At 70.9% G+C, this 21,049-nt stretch carries 22 protein-coding genes and 2 tRNA genes; 16 read left to right on the forward strand and 8 right to left on the reverse strand.

The window, feature by feature from the left end:
- The first annotated feature begins 75 nt into the window (after window positions 1–75).
- The 4 genes from kduI (at window position 76) to AB1K56_RS16290 (ending at window position 3,586) form a co-directional block, all read left to right on the forward strand.
- Entirely contained in the window at window positions 76–915 is an 840-nt protein-coding gene (gene kduI / locus AB1K56_RS16275; protein WP_371206506.1) for a 5-dehydro-4-deoxy-D-glucuronate isomerase, read from the forward strand.
- The gene (locus tag AB1K56_RS16280; RefSeq protein WP_371206507.1) at window positions 915–1,838 is read left to right on the forward strand and encodes a sugar kinase; all 924 of its coding nucleotides are present in this window, start codon (window positions 915–917) and stop codon (window positions 1,836–1,838) included. The genes kduI and AB1K56_RS16280 overlap by 1 nt, the downstream gene beginning before the upstream one ends.
- Complete coding sequence (locus tag AB1K56_RS16285; RefSeq protein WP_371206508.1) at window positions 1,835–2,449, forward strand: bifunctional 4-hydroxy-2-oxoglutarate aldolase/2-dehydro-3-deoxy-phosphogluconate aldolase; 615 nt, start codon at window positions 1,835–1,837, stop codon at window positions 2,447–2,449. Before AB1K56_RS16280 ends, AB1K56_RS16285 begins: the two co-directional genes overlap by 4 nt.
- 90 nt (window positions 2,450–2,539) lie before the next feature.
- Window positions 2,540–3,586, forward strand: a complete 1,047-nt coding sequence (locus tag AB1K56_RS16290) for an NAD(P)-dependent alcohol dehydrogenase (protein WP_371206509.1) — start codon at window positions 2,540–2,542, stop codon at window positions 3,584–3,586.
- 464 nt (window positions 3,587–4,050) lie between these two features.
- Here the strand turns inward: AB1K56_RS16290 and pgm are convergent, their stop codons facing one another.
- The gene (gene pgm, locus AB1K56_RS16295; RefSeq protein ID WP_371206510.1) at window positions 4,051–5,697 is read right to left on the reverse strand and encodes a phosphoglucomutase (alpha-D-glucose-1,6-bisphosphate-dependent); all 1,647 of its coding nucleotides are present in this window, start codon (window positions 5,695–5,697) and stop codon (window positions 4,051–4,053) included.
- A gap of 131 nt (window positions 5,698–5,828) precedes the next feature.
- Between pgm and pheA the strand changes: the two genes are divergently transcribed.
- Window positions 5,829–6,791: a prephenate dehydratase gene (gene pheA / locus AB1K56_RS16300; RefSeq protein ID WP_371206511.1), complete on the forward strand. Its 963-nt coding sequence runs from the start codon at window positions 5,829–5,831 to the stop codon at window positions 6,789–6,791.
- 195 nt (window positions 6,792–6,986) lie between these two features.
- Here the strand turns inward: pheA and AB1K56_RS16305 are convergent, their stop codons facing one another.
- A complete protein-coding gene (locus tag AB1K56_RS16305; protein ID WP_371206512.1) occupies window positions 6,987–8,036 on the reverse strand; it encodes an LLM class flavin-dependent oxidoreductase in 1,050 nt (349 codons plus the stop codon).
- 95 nt (window positions 8,037–8,131) lie between these two features.
- Here AB1K56_RS16305 and AB1K56_RS16310 point away from each other — a divergent pair, with 95 nt between their 5' ends.
- The 4 genes from AB1K56_RS16310 (at window position 8,132) to AB1K56_RS16325 (ending at window position 10,828) form a co-directional block, all read left to right on the forward strand.
- Window positions 8,132–8,401 carry a hypothetical protein gene (locus AB1K56_RS16310; RefSeq protein WP_371206513.1) on the forward strand — a complete coding sequence of 90 codons (270 nt, stop codon included), beginning with the start codon at window positions 8,132–8,134 and terminating at the stop codon, window positions 8,399–8,401.
- 121 nt (window positions 8,402–8,522) lie between these two features.
- Window positions 8,523–8,942: an Asp23/Gls24 family envelope stress response protein gene (locus tag AB1K56_RS16315; RefSeq protein ID WP_136587376.1), complete on the forward strand. Its 420-nt coding sequence runs from the start codon at window positions 8,523–8,525 to the stop codon at window positions 8,940–8,942.
- A gap of 117 nt (window positions 8,943–9,059) precedes the next feature.
- A complete protein-coding gene (locus tag AB1K56_RS16320; protein WP_264632209.1) occupies window positions 9,060–9,479 on the forward strand; it encodes a hypothetical protein in 420 nt (139 codons plus the stop codon).
- On the forward strand, window positions 9,476–10,828 hold the full coding sequence (locus AB1K56_RS16325) for a hypothetical protein (RefSeq protein WP_371206514.1): 1,353 nt from the start codon (window positions 9,476–9,478) through the stop codon (window positions 10,826–10,828). Before AB1K56_RS16320 ends, AB1K56_RS16325 begins: the two co-directional genes overlap by 4 nt.
- Before the next feature lie 6 nt (window positions 10,829–10,834).
- Here AB1K56_RS16325 and AB1K56_RS16330 read toward each other — a convergent pair whose 3' ends face one another.
- Window positions 10,835–12,205 carry a deoxyribodipyrimidine photo-lyase gene (locus AB1K56_RS16330; RefSeq protein ID WP_371206515.1) on the reverse strand — a complete coding sequence of 457 codons (1,371 nt, stop codon included), beginning with the start codon at window positions 12,203–12,205 and terminating at the stop codon, window positions 10,835–10,837.
- A 229-nt stretch (window positions 12,206–12,434) separates the two neighbouring features.
- Window positions 12,435–13,724 (reverse strand): diacylglycerol kinase family protein, encoded by a 1,290-nt coding sequence (locus AB1K56_RS16335; protein WP_371206516.1) that lies wholly within the window; start codon window positions 13,722–13,724, stop codon window positions 12,435–12,437.
- Window positions 13,725–13,890: 166 nt separating this feature from the next.
- On the opposite strand from AB1K56_RS16335, the gene serS reads away from it, so the two are divergent.
- Both serS and AB1K56_RS16345 read left to right on the forward strand, forming a co-directional pair.
- The gene (gene serS / locus AB1K56_RS16340) at window positions 13,891–15,159 is read left to right on the forward strand and encodes a serine--tRNA ligase (RefSeq protein WP_371206517.1); all 1,269 of its coding nucleotides are present in this window, start codon (window positions 13,891–13,893) and stop codon (window positions 15,157–15,159) included.
- Complete coding sequence (locus AB1K56_RS16345; RefSeq protein WP_371206518.1) at window positions 15,156–16,049, forward strand: HAD family hydrolase; 894 nt, start codon at window positions 15,156–15,158, stop codon at window positions 16,047–16,049. The genes serS and AB1K56_RS16345 overlap by 4 nt, the downstream gene beginning before the upstream one ends.
- Before the next feature lie 21 nt (window positions 16,050–16,070).
- Here the strand turns inward: AB1K56_RS16345 and AB1K56_RS16350 are convergent, their stop codons facing one another.
- The gene (locus AB1K56_RS16350) at window positions 16,071–16,310 is read right to left on the reverse strand and encodes a PLDc N-terminal domain-containing protein (protein ID WP_371206519.1); all 240 of its coding nucleotides are present in this window, start codon (window positions 16,308–16,310) and stop codon (window positions 16,071–16,073) included.
- 122 nt (window positions 16,311–16,432) lie between these two features.
- On the reverse strand, window positions 16,433–17,713 hold the full coding sequence (locus tag AB1K56_RS16355) for a DUF2254 domain-containing protein (protein WP_371206520.1): 1,281 nt from the start codon (window positions 17,711–17,713) through the stop codon (window positions 16,433–16,435).
- Between the two features lie 119 nt (window positions 17,714–17,832).
- Between AB1K56_RS16355 and AB1K56_RS16360 the strand changes: the two genes are divergently transcribed.
- From AB1K56_RS16360 to AB1K56_RS16370, 3 genes are all read left to right on the forward strand, one after another.
- Window positions 17,833–17,917, forward strand: a tRNA-Ser gene (locus AB1K56_RS16360).
- Between the two features lie 310 nt (window positions 17,918–18,227).
- Window positions 18,228–18,512, forward strand: coding sequence for a type II toxin-antitoxin system Phd/YefM family antitoxin (locus tag AB1K56_RS16365; protein WP_371206521.1), 285 nt, complete (start codon window positions 18,228–18,230; stop codon window positions 18,510–18,512).
- Window positions 18,509–18,775, forward strand: a complete 267-nt coding sequence (locus AB1K56_RS16370) for a type II toxin-antitoxin system RelE/ParE family toxin (RefSeq protein WP_371206522.1) — start codon at window positions 18,509–18,511, stop codon at window positions 18,773–18,775. Before AB1K56_RS16365 ends, AB1K56_RS16370 begins: the two co-directional genes overlap by 4 nt.
- On the opposite strand, the gene AB1K56_RS16375 is transcribed toward AB1K56_RS16370, so the two are convergent.
- Window positions 18,763–18,903 carry a hypothetical protein gene (locus tag AB1K56_RS16375; RefSeq protein WP_371206523.1) on the reverse strand — a complete coding sequence of 47 codons (141 nt, stop codon included), beginning with the start codon at window positions 18,901–18,903 and terminating at the stop codon, window positions 18,763–18,765. The genes AB1K56_RS16370 and AB1K56_RS16375 overlap by 13 nt on opposite strands.
- Window positions 18,904–19,069: 166 nt before the next feature.
- On the opposite strand from AB1K56_RS16375, the gene AB1K56_RS16380 reads away from it, so the two are divergent.
- A complete protein-coding gene (locus AB1K56_RS16380; protein WP_371206524.1) occupies window positions 19,070–20,371 on the forward strand; it encodes an LCP family protein in 1,302 nt (433 codons plus the stop codon).
- Window positions 20,372–20,471: 100 nt separating this feature from the next.
- Window positions 20,472–20,560 (forward strand) — tRNA-Ser (locus AB1K56_RS16385).
- Between the two features lie 43 nt (window positions 20,561–20,603).
- Here the strand turns inward: AB1K56_RS16385 and AB1K56_RS16390 are convergent.
- Window positions 20,604–20,993: a DUF2510 domain-containing protein gene (locus AB1K56_RS16390; protein ID WP_264632220.1), complete on the reverse strand. Its 390-nt coding sequence runs from the start codon at window positions 20,991–20,993 to the stop codon at window positions 20,604–20,606.
- Window positions 20,994–21,049 lie beyond the last annotated feature (56 nt).

Consider the following 21,049-nt stretch of genomic DNA (forward strand, 5'->3'; position numbering starts at 1 on the left):
TCCGCAGCCGGCATCGTCCCGCCGACCGTCCCACCGATCCGTCCCGCCCGCCGAGCCCGAAACCAGGAGAACCGCATGACCGCCTCCATCCCCCAGCGTTACGCCACCCACCCCGAGCAGATCCCGGGCATGACCACCGCGCAGGTGCGCGAGCGCTTCCTCATCGACGACGTCTTCGTGGCGGGGGAGGTGCGCCTGACGTACACGCACCACGACCGCATCGTCCTCGGCGGTGCGGTGCCGGCCGGCTCGGAGCTCGCGTTGACGGGCTATCCCGAGATCCGCAGCGACTATTTCCTCGAGCACCGCGAGGTGGGCATCGTCAACGTCGGGGGACCGGGCACGGTCACCGCCGACGGCGTGGTGTACGAACTCGCGACCGGAGCGTGTCTGTACCTCGGTCGCGGCATCCGCGACGTGGTCTTCGCCGACGCGCGGGATGCCGGCGCGCAGTTCTACCTCTTCTCGGCGCCCGCGCACACGACCTACCCGGCGGCTCTCGTCTCGCCGGGCGAGGGAACCGTGCGCGAGCTCGGCGACCCGCTCACGAGCAACCGCCGCACGCTCAATCAGTACATCCACGAGAACGGCGTGCAGAGCTGCCAGATCGTGATGGGGGTGACGCAGCTGCACCCCGGGTCGATGTGGAACACCATGCCCGCCCACACCCACGACCGTCGCACCGAGTGCTACCTCTACTTCGGCGTGCCCGACGACGCTCGCGTCGTGCACCTCATGGGCGAACGCGACGAGACCCGGCACCTCATCGTCGGCGACCGCCAGGCGGTCATCTCGCCGAGCTGGTCGCTGCACTCCGGCGTCGGCACGGCCGCGTATTCGTTCGTCTGGGCTATGGCGGGCGAGAACCAGTCCTTCGACGACATGGACGCCGCCCCCATCACCGACCTGCGCTGATGGCCGCTCCCGCCCCTGTTCTCCTCGCCGTCGGCGAGACCATGGCGATGCTCGCGCCTTCCGACGGCGAGGGGGTGACGGATGCCGCCGTCTTCCTCCTCGACGCGGGCGGCGCCGAGTCGAACGTCGCCGCGCACGCCGCGGCCCTCGGCGTGACGGCTCGGTGGGCCAGCAGACTGGGCACCGACGCCCTCGGCGACCGCGTCCTGCGACAGGTCTCGGCCCGCGGGGTGGACATCGCGGGCGTGGTGCGCGACGAACGGCATCCGACGGGACTGTACGTGAAGGACCCGGGTCGCGGGGTCCGGTACTACCGCGCGGGTTCCGCGGCGGCGCACCTCGGGGTGAGGGATGCCGCGGCGCTCCGCCTCGACGACGTCGACGTGCTGCACGTCTCGGGCATCACCGCCGCGCTGTCGCCTTCGGCGCGCGAATTCCTCGACGCGGCGATGACCCGCGCGCGCGCCCTCGGCGTCACCGTGAGCTTCGACGTGAACCACCGCGCGGCGCTGTGGCCGGCGGCGGACGCCGGTCCGGTGCTCGCGGCCCTCGCCGCGCGCGCCGACATCGTGTTCGTCGGCCGTGACGAGGCCGAGACGCTATGGCAGACCCCGCGCGACGACGATGTGCGGAGACTTCTGCCGACGATCCCCGAGCTCGTCGTGAAGGACGGCGACGTCGGCGCCACCGTCTTCGCGGACGCGGGACGCGTCTTCGTGCCCGCGTTGCGCGTCGAGGTGCTCGACGCCGTGGGCGCCGGCGACGCGTTCGCCGGCGGCTACCTCGCCGCGCGTGCCCGGGGCCTCGACGTGGCCGACCGCCTCGCCGCCGGCCACGCGCGGGCCGCCCTGACCCTGCGCACCTACGGCGACTCGATCCACGACCCCACTCCGTCCCCGTACCTCGACAGGACCCTCGCATGACCCCACCCTCCGACGACACCGCTTTCTTCGACGAGACGTTCGCGGGGGCGCCGCTCATGGCGATCCTGCGCGGAATGGGACGCGAGCGCTCGCTCGCCCTCGCGACCACGGCGTGGGACCTCGGCATCTCCTCCGTCGAGGTGCCGCTGCAGACGCCCGACGACGAAGAAGCGCTGAGGGCCGTCGCCGCGGCCGCGACCGAGCGCGGGCTGTCGGTGTGCGCGGGCACGATCGTCGACCCCGCGCAGGTTCCCGTGGCCCTGGCCGCGGGGGCCCGCTACCTCGTCTCACCGGGACTCGATCCGGCGGTGGTCGCGGCCGCTCGAGAGCACGGCATCCCGATCCTCCCGGGCGTCGCCACGCCCAGCGAGGTGCAGCGCGCGGTCGCCCTCGGGCTGCGCTGGCTCAAGGCCTTCCCGGCGGCGTGGCTCGGGCCCGCGTGGTTCCGGGTGATCCGCGGACCGTTCCCCGACGTGCGGTTCGTCGCGACCGGCGGCCTGGACGCCGGCAATGCGGCGGAATTCCTGGATGCCGGGGTGCGCGTGGCCGCGGTCGGCTCGGCCCTCGAAGACGCCTCGCAACTGCCGCGACTCGCGCGGCTGTTGCGATGAGTCATTCTGCACGTCCGTGCAAGCCCGTCTTCTTCGGCGGGAGGGAGAGGAAGATCGATACGTCCGAATCGACCCCCACCGAGGAGACCCATGCACGTCAACGCCTACGCGGCGTCGTCCGCGACCTCACCCCTTGAGCCCACGACCATCGAGCGCCGCGAGGTCGGCCCGAAGGACGTCCTGATCGACATCGCCTACGCCGGCATCTGCCACTCCGACATCCACACCATCCGCGGCGAGTGGGGCGACGTCCCCTACCCCCTGACCGTCGGCCACGAGATCATCGGCACGGTCGCCGAGGTCGGCTCCGAGGTGACCAGCCACAAGGTCGGCGACCGCGTCGGCGTCGGCTGCATGGTCAACTCGTGCCGCGAGTGCGAGAACTGCCTCGCCGGCGAGGAGCAGTACTGCGAGAAGGGCAACATCGGCACGTACGGCGCGAAGGACGTCGACGGCACGATCACCCAGGGCGGCTACAGCGAGAAGATCGTCGTCGACGAGCACTTCGTGCTGCGCGTTCCCGAGTCGATCCCCTACGAGAAGGCCGCTCCGCTGCTGTGCGCGGGCATCACGACCTACTCGCCGCTGAACCACTGGAACGCCGGCCCCGGCAAGAAGGTCGCCGTCGTCGGCCTCGGCGGGCTCGGCCACATGGCCGTCAAGATCGCCCACGCCATGGGCGCCGAGGTGACCGTGCTCTCGCAGACGCTGAGCAAGAAGGACGACGGCCTGAAGATGGGCGCCGACCACTACTACGCGACGAAGGACGACGAGACCTTCGAGAAGCTGAAGAAGCACTTCGACCTCATCATCAACACCGTGAGCGCCCCGCTCGACCTCAAGCAGTACCTGGGCCTGCTTGCGCTGAACGGCACGATGGTCAACGTCGGCGCCCCGCCGGAGCCGCTGCCGATCCAGGTCTTCACGCTGTTCACCAACCGTCGTTCCTTCGCGGGTTCGTCGATCGGCGGCATCCGCGAGACCCAGGAGATGCTCGACTTCTGCGCCGAGAACGGCATCGCGCCCGAGACGGAGCTCATCTCGGCCGACCAGATCAACGAGGCCTACGAGCGCGTGCTGAAGAGCGACGTGCGCTACCGCTTCGTCATCGACGCGAAGACCTTCGCCCCCGCCTGATCCGGTTTCCGTCCCCGGATGCCACGGCCCCGACGTTCTCCGGAGCGCCGGGGCCGCGGCGTCCTCACCGCCTTCTGCCGATAAACGCTCTCCCTGCTGAGACACGCGGCGTCGCCGCGTGTTTCGCACGGATCGGCGTTTATCGGCGCGGGCGGGCGGAGCGGTCGAGCGGAACCTCGCGCCGGTCCCGCTGCTGTCCTGCCCCGGAGGAACGCCGCTGGCCCGTCGCGGTGGAACGCCGCTGGCCTGTCGCCGATAAACGCTCCTCCTGCTGAAACTCGCGGCGTCGCCGCGTTTCTCGCACGGATCGGCGTTTATCGGCGACTGCCGACTGCCCCCGCGCCCCAGCGCCCGCGCGCCCCCGCGCGCGCCGCCCGCGCGCCCCCGCGCGCGCCGCCCGCGCGCCCCCGGGTACACGCGAAAGCGGCGCCGCCCCGCAGGACAGCGCCGCTTCGGCGACGTTGTTACGCCTGGCCGAGGGCCGCGGACACGACGGCCCGCGCCTCTTCCTGCACCGCGCGCAGGTGCTCTTCGCCGCGCAGCGACTCGGCGTACAGCTTGTAGACGTCCTCGGTGCCCGAGGGGCGCGCGGCGAACCACGCCGATTCGGTCTGCACCTTGAGGCCGCCGATCGCGGCGCCGTTGCCGGGCGCGTGCGACAGCTTCGCGGTGATGGGCTCTCCGGCCAGCTCGGTGGCCGACACGGCATCCGGAGACAGCTTCGACAGCGCCGCCTTCTGCGCGGGCGTCGCCGCCGCGTCGACGCGCTGGTAGGCGGAGGCACCGAACTCGGCCTCGAGCTCGGCGTACCGCTGCGAGGGCGTCTTGCCGGTGACGGCGAGGATCTCGGCGGCGAGCAGGCAGAGCAGGATGCCGTCCTTGTCGGTCGTCCAGACCGTGCCGTCCTTGCGCAGGAACGACGCTCCGGCCGACTCCTCTCCGCCGAACGCGACGGAACCGTCGAGCAGGCCCGGGACGAACCACTTGAAGCCCACGGGGACCTCGAGCAGCGTCTTGCCCAGCGAGGCCGCGACCCGGTCGATGATCATCGACGACACGAGCGTCTTGCCCACGGCGGCGTCGGTCGGCCAGCCCGGTCGGTGCGAGAACAGGTAGTCGATCGCGACCGCGAGGTAGTGGTTGGGGTTCATCAGCCCCGCGTCGGGGGTGACGATGCCGTGGCGATCGGCGTCCGCGTCGTTCCCGGTGAGGATGTCGTACTCGGCGCGCGCCGCGACGAGCGAGGCCATCGCCGAGGGCGACGACGGATCCATGCGGATCTTCTCGTCCCAGTCGAGCGTCATGAACTTCCACGTCGGGTCGACCTCGGGGTTCACCACGGTGAGGTCGAGGCCGTACACCTCGGCGATGAGCGCCCAGTACTCCACCGAGGCCCCGCCCAGCGGGTCGGCGCCGATGCGCACCCCGGCGTTCTTGATCGCGTCGACGTCGATGATGGATGCCAGGTCCCTCACGTACGCGTCGCGGAAGTCGTACTGTCCGAGGCCGTCGAGGTCGATGTCCGCGTGACGGGTGCGCTGCACGCCGTCGAGGCCGGCCGCGATGAGGTCGTTCGCGCGGTCGGCGATCCAGCCCGTGGCGTCGGTGTCGGCGGGGCCGCCGTGCGGCGGGTTGTACTTGAAGCCGCCGTCGCGCGGGGGGTTGTGCGAGGGCGTCACGACGATGCCGTCGGCACGGCCCGGGTCGTCCGTCGCGCGGTCGCGGTTGTAGGTGAGGATCGCGTGGCTCAGGGCGGGCGTGGGCACCCACGCGTCGCGGGAGTCGACGCGCACGTCGACGCCGTTGGCGACGAGCACCTCGATGGCGCTGCGCTCGGCCGGGAGCGACAGGCCGTGGGTGTCGCGGCCGAGGAAGAGCGGGCCCGTGATGCCCTGCGCCGCCCGGTAGTCCACGATGGCCTGCGTGGTGGCGAGGATGTGGTCCTCGTTGAAGCTCGTGCTCAGCGACGAGCCGCGGTGGCCGCTCGTGCCGAAGGCGACGCGCTGCTCGGGCACCGCGGCATCCGGCTTGCGGTCGTAATACGCGGCGATCAGGTCGTCGATGTCGATGAGATCGGATGCCTCGGCGGGCTGTCCTGCGCGACTGCTCATGCGCCCAGTCTGCCCGCTCCCTCCGACATGCGCACACGCGGTGTCGCATTCTCGGCGAATACGTCGACGGGTACGGACCCCCGACGGTCCCGGAGGGGGTCCGCGCCCGTCGCCGGTCTAGGCTGTACGCCGTGCTGCCCGACACAGATCACACTCCCGCCCGTCGTACCTACAGCTACCTGGGTCCGGCCGGGACGTTCACCGAGGCGGCCCTCGCCCAGGTCCCCGAAGCCCGCGACCAGATCTGGCGCCCGGTCCGCAACGTCGGCGAGGCGCTCGCCGACGTCGTCGAGGGCCGCTCGGATGCCGCGATGATCGCGATCGAGAACTCCGTCGACGGTGGGGTCTCGACGGCGCAGGACGCGCTGGCCACGGTTCCCGGTCTGCGGATCGTCGGCGAGTACCTCGTCCCCGTGAACTTCGTGCTCGTGGGCCGCCCCGGGGCGACGCTCGACGACGTCTCCCTCGTCGCCGCGCACCCCGTCGCCTACGGCCAGTGCCTCGGGTGGCTGAGCAAGAACCTCCCCGCGCACGCGCACCTGCCCGCCGAGAGCAACGTCGCCAGCGCCCTGGGCGTCCTCGATGGCACGAGCGCCGCGGATGCCGCGATCGCGGCGCCCGGGATCGTCGCCCACCACGACCTCGCGGTGCTCGCGGAGAGCATCGGCGACAACCCGAACGCGGTGACCCGCTTCGTCCTGGTCAGCCGCACGGTGGCGCCGGCCCCGCCGACCGGTGCCGACAAGACCTCGCTCATCGTCGAGCTCCCCGAAGACCACCCGGGCGCCCTCCTCGAACTGCTCGAGCAGTTCGCCACCCGAGGTATCAACCTGAGCCTGTTGGCATCCCGCCCCATCGGCGACGCCCTCGGCCGCTACCGCTTCGTCATCGACGCCGACGGGCACGTGCACGACGAGCGCATGGCCGACGCGCTGATGGGTCTGCGGCGTTTCAGCCCGAAGGTCATCTTCCTGGGGTCGTACGCGCGCGCCGACCGCGCGATCGTGCGATACCCGCAGCGCTACAGCGACGACGTGTTCGTCGAGGCCCGCGACTGGCTGCGCGGCCTGCTGAGCGGCGAGCCCGAGGCCTGACCCCCGCCCCGCCGCGGGTCGCCGGGCCGCGGCCGCGGTCCCGGCGCGCGGGCGCTCCCGGCCACGGGGCGACCGTCCTCTCGGGAGGCCTGTTCCGGATGCCGTACCCCGGCGTGTCGCCGACGGACTCCGCGCGACGGCTCACCGGGCCACGGCCTCACCCCCGGGCTTGCCCCGGGCCGCCGCGGCGGGCCCTCAGGCCGCGACGGCCGCCGGTGTCGCGATGAGCTCGAGCGTCTGGGCCCGGCCCTCCGCTCCCTCGCCGTCGTACGCCCCCGCCACGGGGGACACCATGATCTCGTCGACGCCGTGCTGCGCGGCGAAGGCGGCGAGCTGGCCCTGCACGTCGGCGCCCGTCCCGACGAACCACTTCTGCCGCGTCGAGGCCATGATCGACTCGGCCATCGCGTCGAACGGGTCGGCCTTCGCCTGCTCGACCGTCTCGAGCGGCACGAGCGGCTTGTTGGTGCGCAGGCGCGCCATCATGCGCAGCTGCGGCACCGCGCGTTCCTCCGCCTCTTCGGCGGTGGGGGCGGCGACGACGTTGGCGGTCACGAAGGTGCGGGGACCCTCGCCGCTGTCGTTGGGCACGAACTGGTCGCGGTACAGGTGCAGCGCCCGGTCGAGCCCCTCGCCGGCGAAGTGATTCGCGAACACGTACGGCAGACCGAACGACGCCGCGAGCTGTGCGGAGTAGTCGCTCGATCCGAGCAGCCACACCTGCGGCATCCCGGATGCCGCGGGCGTCGCCCGCACCTGATACTCGCTGCCCGAGGTGAAGCGCACGGTCGCGCCCTCGGGGGAGGTGAGCGCGAGGATGTCGGTCACGTGATCGGGGAAGTGCGAGACGTCGCTCGTGGTTCCCGAGCGGTTCAGCAGCTGCGTGATGACGGGGTCGCTGCCGGGCGCCCGTCCGATGCCGAGGTCGATGCGTCCCGGTGCCAGCGCCTCGAGGGCCGCGAACTGCTCGGCCACGATGAGCGGCGAGTGGTTGGGCAACATGACGCCGCCCGAGCCCACGCGGATGCGGCTCGTGCGCGCGGCGGCCGCGGCGATCAGGACCGGGGGAGTGGTGGATGCCACCGAGGGCATGTTGTGGTGCTCGGCGAACCAGTAGCGGCGGTAGCCGAGGCGGTCGGCCCGCTCGACGAGGTCGAGGGCGGCGCTCACCGCCTGCGCGCTGGTCTGCCCGTGGCGCACGGGCACGAGGTCGAGAACGGAGAGGGAGGGGATCGCGTCGTTCACCCCGATGACAACATCCGCTGGCTGCAGGGTATTCCCCTTCCGCGGGGGCGCAACCCCCGTGACGGACGGGCGCAGACGTTCTTAGCGTGCGGCGCATGAGCGATGAAGCGACCGTGGTGCGCACGGTGATGGCCGTCGACGACGCGACGTTCTCGCTCGCGCCGGGACAGGATGTCGATGATCTCGAGAGACGCATCGAGGCCGCCGTGCACGACGGCGGGCGGTTCGAACGGTTCTCGGTGACGGGCGACAGGGAGGTGCGGGTGCTCTTCACCGCCCACTCCCGCGTGCTGCTCTGGGGCGCGGAGGTCTCGGACGATCCCTTCGCCGCCGAGCCGCCCCCGGTCGACTGGGACGTCGGTTGAGGGCGCGGCATCCATCCCCAGGCTTCTCCCAGGAAGAAAGTCGTGACGAATCCCCTCCGCGGTGCGTCTCACCTTTGACATCGCGGGACACACGGTCCCGGAACGACGGAAGGAAGCGAACATGGCTGAGAACACCACCACCACCGCCACCCCCACCACGAAGGACGGCGGCTCGACCGTCATCGTCGACGCCGTCGTCGCCAAGGTCGCCGGCATCGCCGCGGCCGAGGTCCCCGGCGTCCACGCACTCGGTGGCGGCGCCGCGCGCGTGATCGGCAACATCCGTCAGGCCGTCGGCGCGAAGGACCACGCCCAGGGCGTGAGCGTCGAGGTCGGCGAGACCGAGGTGGCCGCCGACATCGCCATCCAGGTCGACTACCCCGAGCAGCTGCAGCGCGTGGCGTCCAACGTCCGCGCGGCCGTGCACCAGGCCATCACCGAGCTCGTCGGCATGAAGGTCGCCGAGATCAACGTGACCGTGGTCGACGTCTTCATCCCGGGTGACGACGAGGACGACGCCGACGAGCAGCGCGTCAACTGACACCCGTCGATAAGGGGCGTCACCGCGAGGTGGCGCCCCTTTCGCCTGGGCGGTGGGCCTTCCGCCACGCAATGCTCGCGCATAGGTTGGAGGGCGACGTGGATTCAAGGGGGATGAATGCGCTGGATCAGTCCGGTCGTGGCGGGTGCGACCATCGTTGGAGCGGGGTTCCTGGGTTTCGCCCCGACCTCCGTGGGGTTGAGCAACGGGGTCGGCGACCTGCAGTGCCGACCCCTGCTGTCCTCCGTGTCGGGGGCCAGTCTCGTCGGCGACCGCGCGGACGATCAGTCCGATGTGACCGAGCGCTGGCTCGAGAGCGTCGGCTACATCGATGAGGGAGAGAACCCGAGCGTCGAGCTGGCGGCGCGGGCGGACGCGACGGCGCAGGGGCTCTGCGGCGAGGCGCGGCAGTCTCGGATGACGTGGATCGGTCTGGTCGCGGTGTTCGGCACCGGCCTGACCCTGCTGGCGGCACGACGACGAGCCGCGCTGCCCGAGGGCGACGGTGCGCGCGATTCGGCGGGTGCGCAACGATGAGCTCGACGGACGTCTCCGCTCTCATTCCGCGATTCAAGCGCGCGGCCATCGACGCCTACATGCGCACCAGCCCGTCCGGATGGGAGATCAACGGCGACTCCTACGAGATCGACTCGTCGAGCGCGCACTACACGGTCACCCGGCCCGGGCCGGACGGCGAGGGCGGCGGAGACTGGTCGAGCGACAACTTCATCGCCGACATCTTCGTCGGCGGCGGCAAGGACGAGGAATTCGGCGCGGCGTTCGACAGCATCCGTTCCCGCATCGACGAGGCCATCGCCCCCTGGCTCCACCTCCCCGATCCCGGCACGATCGAGGGCGAGGTGGCCTCCGCGGTGGCCGTCGCGCGGAAGCTGTCGGGTGCCGCGGCGGCGTCCGAGGGCGCCCAGGTCGGTGCCGGACTCATCGCCGGCAACATCGCGCTCATCATGGAGAACAGCGACGCCATGTCGGGCGCCGCCATCGCCGCGTTCAAATCCCGCTTCGTCTCGCAGCTGGGACCCGTCATCGGCGGGCTGCACGGGCTCTCGGTCGTCCTCGGGGCCGCGCTCGCCGCGGAGCAGAAACTCTGGGAGTCCGCACGGGAGAACGTGCGACAGATCGTCCAGGCGGGCGTGGATGCGTCGGAGGAGCTCGCGGCATCCGGCGCCACCGAAGGGTACGAGATCGCGCTGAAGGTGGCGGGCTGGGCGGCGCAGGGCGCCAAGCTGTTCGTGCCGGGCGCGGGTGCGGTGTTCGAGGTGGTGGGCCTGGGCATCCAGGTCGTCCAGGGTTCGAGCGAGCAGGACCCCGAGAAGGAGACGATCACCGGAGCGGATGCCGCCGCCGTGCTGTCCACATTCGAAGAGGCGCTACGCGCACTCAACGAGGGCATCGCGCACGAGGAGACCCTGCTCGACGAGAACCTCTCGAACAACCTCACCGCGGTGCAGTCCCAGCAGTCGTCGTACGACCTGTCGGCGCCCCTCGTCCAGGATGATCCTGCGAGTTCCTCCGATGTCATCATCATCGAGCCCTCCCTCGTCATCGAGATCAGCTCGACGTACCTGCCCACGATCTCGGCGGAGCTCTCCGGCTCGGCGACCGCGCTCCTGAGCGCCTCGATGAGCTGCGTAGCGCGCGACGGCGCGTTGGGTATCGGCGCGAGCGGACCTTCCGGCGCCTGGGGCGCGTTGCGCACCCTGCTCTACGACCTCCTGCGCAATCTCGCCTGGGATGTGACGACCGGGGCGCAGAACCTCGACCTCGTGCTGCAGGACATGCAGAGCAACGATCAGCGTGTGGTCGACGAGATGGCGCAGTTCCTCGCGCGTTTCGACGCGGGCAATCCGGTCGATCCCTGGCACTGAGTCGGCTCAGCCCCCGTGTCGCACGTGGGCGTAGGCGTCGAGCGCGCGCTTGCGCGTCTCGCCGAGGTCGACCATCGGCTCGGGCGGGTTCTCGCCCAGGAACTCCGGCGCCCACTCGCGCACGTACTCGTCGTGCGCGTCGAACTTCTTGCGCTGCGTCTCCGGGTTGAACACGCGGAAGTACGGGGCGGCATCCGCGCCCGACCCCGCGACCCACTGCCAGTTGAACGGGTTGCTCGCGGCATCCGCGTCGACGAGGCAATCCCAGAACCACTGCTCGCCGTGACGCCAGTCGATGAGCAGGTTCTTGACGAGGAACGATGCCGTCACCATGCGCACGCGGTTGTGCATGACGCCGGTGTGCCAGAGCTGGCGCATGCCGGCGTCGACCACGGCCACGCCCGTCTTGCCCTGCTGCCAGGTCTCGAGGTGCGATCGGTTCAGCTTCGGCCAGGGGAAGGCGTCGAAGTTACGGCGCCAGTTCACCGTCGCGATGTCGGGGGAGTGGTAGGTCACGTGCCAGGCGAACTCTCGCCAGACGACCTCCGACAGGAAGCCGCTCGCGCTCTGCGCGTGCTGGCCCGATCCGCGGTGCTCGAGGGTGTCGTGCCACACCTGGTAGGGGCTGAGCTCTCCCCAGCGCAGGCGGGGCGACAGGTTCGAGGTGGCGCCGCCGGCGAACTCGTCGCGGTACTTCGAGTAGTCGCCGAGGTCCTCGTCGAGGAACTCGCGCAGCCGCGCCTTGGCCGCCGGCTCGCCCGGTTCCCACATCTCGCGCAGGCCCCCGGCCCAGTCGGGCTTCGTGGGGAGCAGCTCCCACGACGCGAGGTCGTCGGAGTCGACGGATGCCGAGATCCCGGGCACCTTGCGCGCCTCGGGCATCGGCGGACGCGGCGCCGGGAGCTTCTGCACCGCCCGCGAGAACGGGCTGTAGACGCCGTACGGCTTGTCGCCCTGCGTGCGCACGGTCCACGGTTCGTAGAGGAGGTTCGCCGCGAACGACGCCACCGTCACCCCGTCGTCGCGCAGCTTCTCTTTGATGCCCGCGTCGATCTCTCGTTCGGCTCCGCCGTAGCGGCGGTTCCAGAACACGGCGCCCGCTCCGACCTCGTCGACCAGCGCCGTGAGCACCTTCGCTGCCGCCCCGCGGCGCAGCACGAGCGACGCGCCCCGATCCTCGAGCCGTTCGGCGAGGGATGCCAACGACCCGTGCAGCCACCACCGCGCGGCTCCGCCGATGGCGCGCACCCCGTCGGACTCCTCGTCGAGGAGGTAGAGGGCCACGATCGGCTCGTCGCGGTCGAGCGCCGCCCGCAGGGCCGGATTGTCGGTCAGGCGGAGGTCGTCACGGAACCACACGATCGAGGGCGAAGCCATCCTCCGACGCTATCCACCGCGGCATCCGCCGATCCGGGCTTGACACCTCCGCGCGCCCGCCGCTCACCGCGTCGCCGACGCCGAGATCACACGTTCGGCGCGACAGCACCCGCTGCGGCCCCGCCGCTTCGCGTGCTCTCGCGCCGTTCGTGTGATCTCGCCGCGCGCAGCGGCCGGCGGGCCGCGCCCCGACGGTGACGACGGCGACGGATGCCGCGGGCACCGCGCCTTAGAGCGCCGAGGTGTCGTGTCCCTTGGGCAGTGCCACGATGAGACCGCCCGCGATGATGCGCGTGTAGATGCGCGTCGCCTCGCCGAACTCGTCGCCGTCGAGCTCGATCGGCTGCGCGGGCGCGGTCGCGAGTTCGATGCCCGTGCCCCGCAGGTAGCGCACCGAGGTGTCTTTGCGTCGTTCGAGCACCCGTCGGCCGGCGCGGAACTTGCGCAGTACGGAGTTGTCCCACACGATCTTGCGCCACACGCCCAGCCAGCCCAGCAATCCGGTCGGCTGGAGCACGGCCACATCGAGGCGACCGTCGGCGATCGACGCGTCGGGGACGAGGGCGACACCTCCCTGCAGGGCACCGCAGTTCGCGAAGAGCACGCTGTGCACCTTGGCCGAGTGCAGGCGGTGCCCGTTCAGCTGATACATCACGCGGAACGGCTTCGCGTTCACGAGGGAGCGGGCGGCGCCGTCGACGTACGCGACCCAGCCGACCTGCTTCTTCAGGTCGTCCCGCGTGTTCTGGATCATCGCGGCGTCCAGGCCCATGCCGGCCATGACCGAGAACCCGTGCTCCTCGACCGCGCCGTCGGCGCGGCGGATGCGGGCCAGCCCGGTGTCGATCGAGTGGACGTCGCCGTCGAAGGTCGATCGGATCATCGCGTCGGTGTCGGTCAGCGGCAGGTTCAGGTTGCGGGCGAGGAGATTTCCGGTGCCGCTGGGCAGGATCGTGAGCGGCACCCCGGTCGAGGTCAGCGCCTCGGCGACGGCCCGAACCGTTCCGTCCCCGCCGGCCACGAGCACGGCATCCACCTTCTCGTCGAGCGCGGCCCGCGTGGCGTCGTCGCCGAGGTCGTCGACGGTGGTCTCGTAGAACAGGGGCTCGGCCCAACCGGCCTCTTCCGAAAGCTCCGCCACTCGCGACCGCAGCTGTTCGGGGTCGACCTTCGTGGGGTTGTAGACGAGGGCGGCGCGCTTCTTCGACGTCGTCTCGGCATCCATCGGCTTCTCGTCGCCCTCGGCGTCGACGCGCTGCGTCTTGCCCGGCAGGTCGGCGGAGGAGTCGGGGCCGATGTCCTCGGGCTGGCGGATGACGTCGTCGGGCTCCGCGGCGTCCTTGGGATGCGGCACGTCCTTGCGTGGGTGGTCCGCGACGTCGTCGCCGAGGCGCGCCGCATCGAAGTGCTCGTGGGAGCCGTCCGCGGCGGCGGCGTCGGCCTTCACCTCGGCGGGGGCGTCGGCGGGGAGGTTCTCGGGGGACTCCGCGTCGTCACGCGGCTCGTCAGGGGCGGCCATGGCATCCACCATAGGACCGCGCGAAGCCCGCGAACCGGCCCGAGGGGTGGGCTTGACGACAGGATGCCGCGGACGCATGCGCCGCGCGTGTCGCCCGCCGTTCCGCGGTCGGGGCGGGCCGGGCCCGGCGCCCGGACGCGGTCGGGCACGACCGTAGGATGGACGCGTGATCGACCTGACTCTGCTGCGTGAAGATCCCGAGCTCGTGAAGCGCTCCCAGATCGCCCGTGGGGAATCGCCCGCGTCGGTCGACGATGCGCTGGAAGCCGACCGCCGTCGGCGCAAAGCCATCACGGACTTCGAAGAGCTGCGCGCGGCGCAGAACGCCCACGGCAAGCGCGTGGCCCAGGCCCCGAAAGACGAGAAGGCCGCTCTCGTGGCCGAGGCCAAGGAGCTGAGCGAGAAGGTCAAGGCCGCGCAGCACGCGGTGACCGAGGCCGAGGCCGCGGCCGACGCCGCGCTGTCGAAGATCGAGAACATCGTCCTCGAGGGCGTGCCGGCGGGCGGTGAGGACGACTTCGTCACGCTCCGCACCCACGGAGAGGTCCCGACCTACGACTTCACCCCGCGCGATCACCTCGAGATCGGCGAGCTGCTCGGCGCGATCGATATGGAGCGCGGCACGAAGGTCTCGGGGAGCCGGTTCTACTTCCTCACCGGCATCGGCGCCCGCCTCGAGCTCGCCCTCATGACGCTCGCCCTCGACCGGGCCCTGCAGGCCGGGTTCACGCCCATGATCCCGCCGACGCTCGTGCGCCCGGAGGTCATGCGCGGCACCGGCTTCCTCGGCCAGCACGCCGACGAGGTGTACCACCTGCCCAAGGAGGACCTCTATCTGGTCGGGACGAGCGAGGTTCCTCTCGCCGGGTACCACATGGACGAGATCCTCGACCTGGAGCGCGGCGCCAAGCGCTACGCCGGGTGGTCGACGTGCTATCGCAGCGAGGCGGGCTCCTACGGCAAGGACACCCGCGGCATCATCCGCGTGCACCAGTTCAACAAGCTCGAGATGTTCGTCTACACCGACCCCGCCGATGCCGAGGCCGAGCACGACCGTCTCGTCGCGATGCAGGAGGGCATGCTGCAAGACCTCGGGCTGGCGTACCGCGTGATCGACGTCGCCGCCGGCGACCTCGGCTCGAGCGCGGCGCGCAAGTTCGACATCGAGGCCTGGGTGCCCACGCAGGATGCCTACCGCGAGCTCACGAGCACCTCGAACTGCACGACCTATCAGGCGCGGCGTCTCGAGACGCGGTTCCGCCCCGCCGACGGCGGCAAGACGCAGCCGGTCGCGACGCTGAACGGCACGCTGGCGACCACGCGCTGGATCGTCGCGCTGCTCGAGACCCACCAGCGCGAAGACGGATCCGTCCTCGTGCCCGAGGTGCTGCGGCCCTACCTGGGCGGCCTCGAGGTCATGGAGCCGATCGCGTGAGCGACGAGGCCGCTCTGCCCGCCACCGGCGCCGTCGAAAGCGCCCCGAAGCAGGAGGCGGCCGACGCCGTCGCCGAGCTGGCCGACGACGCCCGCGTCGGGCGGATGCTGATCGCCCTCGACATCGACGGCACCGTGCTGCTCGAAGACGACACTCTCAGCCCCGGGGTTGTCGAGGCCGTCGCCCACGCGCAGGCGGCGGGCCACGAGGTCATGCTGGCCACCGGTCGCAGTTGGGACAGCACCCACACGATCATGGATCGTCTCGGCATCCGTCCCGAGTACGCCGTGTGCTCGAATGGTGCGATCGTGATGCAGCGCGACGGCGAGGACGGCGATTATCGACGCGCCCACGTCGAGACCTTCGACCCCACCGAGGTGCTGACGCTGCTGGGCGAGCACCTCGCCGGGGCGCACTTCCTCGTCGAGCTGCCCGACGGCAAGAGGCTCTTCACCGACTACCTCGACGACTGGAACCTCGAGCAGGCCGACAAAGTCCTCTTCGCCGAGCTGTCGGCGCAGCCGGTGTGCCGCGTGGTGGTGGTGGCGCCCGAGCAGACCGACAAGGACTTCCTCGAGCTCGTCGAGCGCATCGGCCTGACCCAGGTGTCGTACGCGATCGGCTGGACCGCGTGGCTCGACATCGCGCCCAAGGGCGTCGACAAGTCCACGGCGCTCGAACGGGTGCGCGGATGGTTGAAGATCGCTCCCGAGCGAGTGCTGGTCATGGGCGACGGCCGCAACGACATCGAGATGATGCAGTGGGCTGTCCGCAACGGCGGTCGCGCGATCGCGATGCACCAGGGCCCGCCCGAGGTGCACGCGGCCGCGGGCGAGGTGGGCCTGTCGGTCACCGAGGGCGGCGTCGCGGCGGTCCTGCGCGCGCTGTGATCCCGGATCCGGGACCGCGTCTCAGACGTGCGCCGCGTGCCGGGCGCGCACGGCGTCTTCGCGGTGGTCCACGATGCGCGACGCCTCCCACGCCACCAGTCCCACCGGCGGCAGGAGCAGCAGGGCGACGGCCCACGTGGCCTTGAGGCCGACGGTGTTGTGCGGGTCGCGCAGAGCCACGACGGTGGCGAGCACGGATGCCGCGTACACGAGCGCGAACACCGCCAGGACGATCTGCGAAGACAGGGTGGTGACGATCATGAGTGCCTCCTCATCTCAGACGGCCCGACGGGTCGTGGTGGGCTGATGAGGTCCGGTCTACTCCGGTCGGCGGGCGCCGGCGCGGGTGCGTGGCGGATGGATACCGCGGGCATAGGCGGCTCTCAGCGGCGCCGACCGAGCGGGCGCCGCGAGGGCTGACCCCACGCCGTCCGCGCGGCGTCGTGCAGCGTCGCCCGGTCGCCACGCGGCAGCGTCCGCCGCGTTCGCTCGAGCGCGGAGCGGGCGGCATCCTGGAACACCTCCGCGCGAGAGGGGGAGGATGCCGCGAGCGAGGCGAGGCACTTCTGCAGGCGCACCTGCACCTCGATGCTGTCCGCGCCATCACGGGCCAGGGGGCGGAAGGCGTCGTCGACGAGGTCGCTCAGGCGCACCGGGGGGAAGAACACCCGATCGTGCCTGACCTCGTCGTCGCGATCGACCGCGAGCGCGCGCGCGAACACGCGCTGCAGGGACGCGATCACCTCGATCGCGGTCCCGGGGTCGTTCGTCGCGGACGACAGCGCCCTGCTCCCGATCTCGGTGAGGGCGATCACGCCGAACCGCGGGTCCTGCTCGTAGGTGCGGTGGTGCTCGATGCGGAAGGCGCGGCGCACCGCCTCGCTCACGTCGTCATCCGCGTCTCCCACGACCGCGGCGAGGGGCACGCGCGCGTCCGCGATGCGCCCGGGCGTCGCGCGCACGTGGATGTCGACGTGGTGCTGCTGCGCGAGCCGCTGCAGGCCGGCCACGTCAACGTGCGTGACGTATCCCACCCGTTCGGCATGGATCGCCGTGGCATCCGCCGGCACGTCGATCGCGGGGCGCGCTCCGAGCGCGGGGGAGTGCGCGTAGGCCTCGAGCGAGGTCGTCGCGGCGTTCTCGACGCGATCGATCACGTCGGCCATTCGGCCGAAGGTGGCGAGGTGCGAGATCCACCGCAGGAGGGTGACCACGACGATCGCGATGATGACGAGGGTCGACACGAACAGGATCGTGCGGCCCTGGCTCCCGTAGTACCCGGTCGAGAGCGCGACGATCCCCACCAGCGAATAGGCGAACGCGCCGACGAACGTCGAGACGGCGTTCTGCGAGGTCGGGTCGGCGATGAGCAGCTGCGTCGACCGGGGCGTCGCCGTCGTCGTCGCCGACGAGAAGGCCGTCACCATCGCCGTCACCGAGAACGTGCTCGCCGTGAGCATGGCCGTCGCGATGATCTGCAGCAGGGAGCCCACCGAGTCGTCGGCGAGGTCGAAGCCGAAGGTGAACGGCAGCAGCGGACCGATGAAGCGCGCCGCGAGCGCCACCGCGATCGCGATGAGCGTGAAGATCGCCGCCCGCACCCAGACCTGCCTCCCGAGGCGGAGGAAGAAGGATGCCAGGGGGCTGCGCGTGGCGAGGGACATGGTGTCGACGCTAGCTGGGGGCGACGGCCCGCGACCGGGGCTGGACGGGGAGCCCGTCGTCTCCACCGGGCGGCCTCGCGCGAACCGGTCGGCGGGGCTCGGTAGACTCGGCTCGTTCGGGAGGGTTGTCCGAGCGGCCGATGGACCTGGTCTTGAAAACCAGTGGGCAGCAATGTCCCGTGGGTTCGAATCCCACACCCTCCGCAACGAGAGAACGCGGGCCCCGCAGGGGTCCGCGTTCTCTCGTTATGACCGGTCGAGCGGGAGTCGAACGGAGTTGGGCCCCCGCCGTCGGAGGCTCCGCGCGTCGCGGAGCGGCGCGTGGAGGGGCGGTGGGGAGAATCCCACACCCTCCGCCACGAGAGAACGCGGGCCCCGCAGGGGTCCGCGTTCTCTCGTTATGACCGGTCGAGCGGGAGTCGAACGGAGTTGGGCCGACGCCGCCGGAGGCTCCGCGCGTCGCGGATGTCCATCGGGCCAGACGCGAACGACCTCGAACGCTACAATTCTGTACATGACCACGCTGCCGCTCGCGGAGGCGCGAGCCAACCTGTCCAAGCTCGTCGAGTCCGCCGTTACGACGCACGAAAGATTCGACATCACGCGGAACGGCGACCATGTCGCCGTCCTGATGAGCGCTGACGACTACGACGCGCTGATCGAGACGGTCGATGTGCTCAGCCGCCCCGACGAGGTCGCCGCGGTTCGGGAGGGGTTGGCCGACCTGGCTGCGGGCGACGTGTCGACGGCGGACGAGGTGAGGGCTGCGATGGTCGCCCGCGGTCGTCTTTCGCGATGACCTACGAGGTCGTCTTCACGCGGGGTGCGCGTCGAGCACTCGAGATCGACCTCCCGGAGAAGGTCGCGGCCGCCGCGTTCGAGTTCATCGTCGGTGTGCTGGCCGAAAACCCGCGACGGCTCGGCAAGCCGCTCCGGGAGCCGCTCGCCCCGTTGTTCTCGGCTCGTCGGGGCGAGTATCGCGTGCTGTACCGCATCATCGATCACCGGGTCTTGATCGAGATCGTCTCGATCACCCATCGTCGTGACGCCTATCGACCCTGATCCTCCGCTCGGTCGCGATTGCGGAGGGCCGCCGCGAGGCCCATCAGGCTCGTCGCGACCAGGAGGATGATGAGGCCCGCGAACGTCGAGAGCGTCGTCCACGCGCCCGCCTTCTTTCGTCGGCGCACGCCACCGGCCACCGCCGACGCGCGGATGTCGCCCGGCTGAACGGCTGAAACGCCCGGTCCTCACGGCATTCACAGCCGCGGATCCCTAGTATTGCTGCGACTTCGGACTGCCGCGCCGGAGTCGACGTGCTGCCGGGCCGGTGGCATCCGTCGTGAAAGGACCCGAGTGAGCAAGACGAACACCCCGCGCGGTCAGAGGACCGTCGCGCGCCACGGGCGGCTGCGGTCTCCCGGCCCGCTCGGCCAGCTGTTCCGCGGACTCGCGATCGCGCTCGCCGTGCTCCTCGTCTCGGGTGGGACGGTGCTGGCCTACGCTGCGATCGACCTGACCCGCAGCTTCACGGCCGACGCCGTCGAATTGAAGAACCAGCCGGCCGTTCCCCCGGACCTCGGGGAGCTCAAGGGCGGCGTGAACATGCTGCTCATCGGCACCGACGAGTGCGAGCCCGACTTCGCCCAGCTGTTCGGCGACCGGTGCACCGGGGCCGACTCCGAGGGCAGCCTCAATGACGTCAACATGCTCGTGCACATCTCCGACGCGCCGCGCCGTGTGACCGTGATCTCGTTCCCGCGCGACCTCATGGTCCCCATCCCGTCGTGCACCGACAAAGACGGAGTCGAGCACTCCGCGATGAGCAAGCAGCAGATCAACAGCGCGTTCTCGTACGGCGGTCTCTCCTGCGTGGTCGAGACCATCTCCGATCTCAGCGGGCTCGAGATCCCTTTCGCCGCGAAGGTGAGCTTCGGCGGCGTCATCAACATCACGGATGCCATCGGCGGCGTCGACGTCTGCATCGCCAACGGCATCAAAGACCCGTACACCGGGATCGACTGGCCCGCCGGCATGCGCACCGTCGTCGGTCTCGACGCGCTGCAGTTCCTGCGCACGCGCCACGGCGTGGGCGACGGCGGCGATCTCGGTCGCATCTCCAACCAGCAGCAGTACATGTCTCGACTGGCGAACAAGCTGAAGAGCCAGGAGGTGCTGTCGAACCCGGCGACGCTGTACAAGCTGGCCTCGACCGCGCTGCGCAACGTCGACCCCTCGACCTCCCTCACCAACCCGCTGACGCTCGTGCAGATCGCCTCCGCGGTGAAGGACGTCCCCTTCAGCGAGATCGTGTTCATCCAGTACCCGACCTACACCGACCCGTCGAACCCGAACCGCGTCGTCCCCGACTCTGAGGATGCCGACACCCTGTGGGCCGCGCTCGCCGCGAACCAGCCGCTGCAGCTGTCAGGCAACCTGAGCGACGGTAACGGCGTGATCGCCGACGCCAACGCCACCCCTGCTCCGGTCGACACCGCCACCCCCGCGCCGACCGACGCCCCGACCGACGCCCCGACCGCGGGCGCCGACGCCACCGCGAGCCCTGCGCCCACGTCCGACGCGGTCGTGCTGCCCGAGGGCATCGCGGGGCAGACCGCCGCGCAGGCGACCTGCTCGAACGGCAACGTGCGTCAGTGACGCGCGGCTGCGACACCCGGCATCCGGACTTCGGTTTCGGATGCCGGGTGGCATCCGGTTAGTATGGACCGGTGTGCTCGTGCCGCAAGGTCGGGCGCCTGGAGACGTCGCATAGTCAGGCCTAGTGCACCACCCTGCTAAGGTGGAGTCCCCGTAAGGGGACCGAGGGTTCAAATCCCTCCGTCTCCGCAGAAGAAGCCCCGGTTCGCCGGGGCTTTTCTGGTCACGGGTGTCACCCCTGGCGCTCGAACACCATCGTGGCTTGAATACGGTCGCCGCCCCCGAAACCGGTGCTGCCCGACGAGGCGGTGGTGATCGTGTGCAGGCGGTAGCCGAGGGCGGCCTGCCGATTGATCACGTTCTCGAGCTCCGTGAGGTTGCCCGAACCGGTTCCGAAGAACTTCTCCTTCAGCACGACCTGGAGGACGACGTAGTTCCAGCCGTTCTGAGCGGGACGGGGTTGCGCCCCGGCGACCGCGTCGGCCTGAGCTCGCGCGACCATGCCGGCGATGCCCGGCTGCGGCGCCGTCGGTTCCTGGAATCGGTCGGTCCACTGCGCGCCGTCCCACCAGCGCATCCGTCCCGACCCGTCGTCGTACCAGCCCGGCTCTGCAGCTGCCATCGCCCACCCCTCGTGTCCGCGGTCTCGCGCACGGTCGGCGCGACGCCCCTCGGGCG

Origin of the sequence: Microbacterium sp. BWR-S6Y, from assembly GCF_041379845.1 — a bacterium.
In the GTDB taxonomy this organism is placed as follows: Bacteria; Actinomycetota; Actinomycetes; order Actinomycetales; family Microbacteriaceae; genus Microbacterium; species Microbacterium hydrothermale.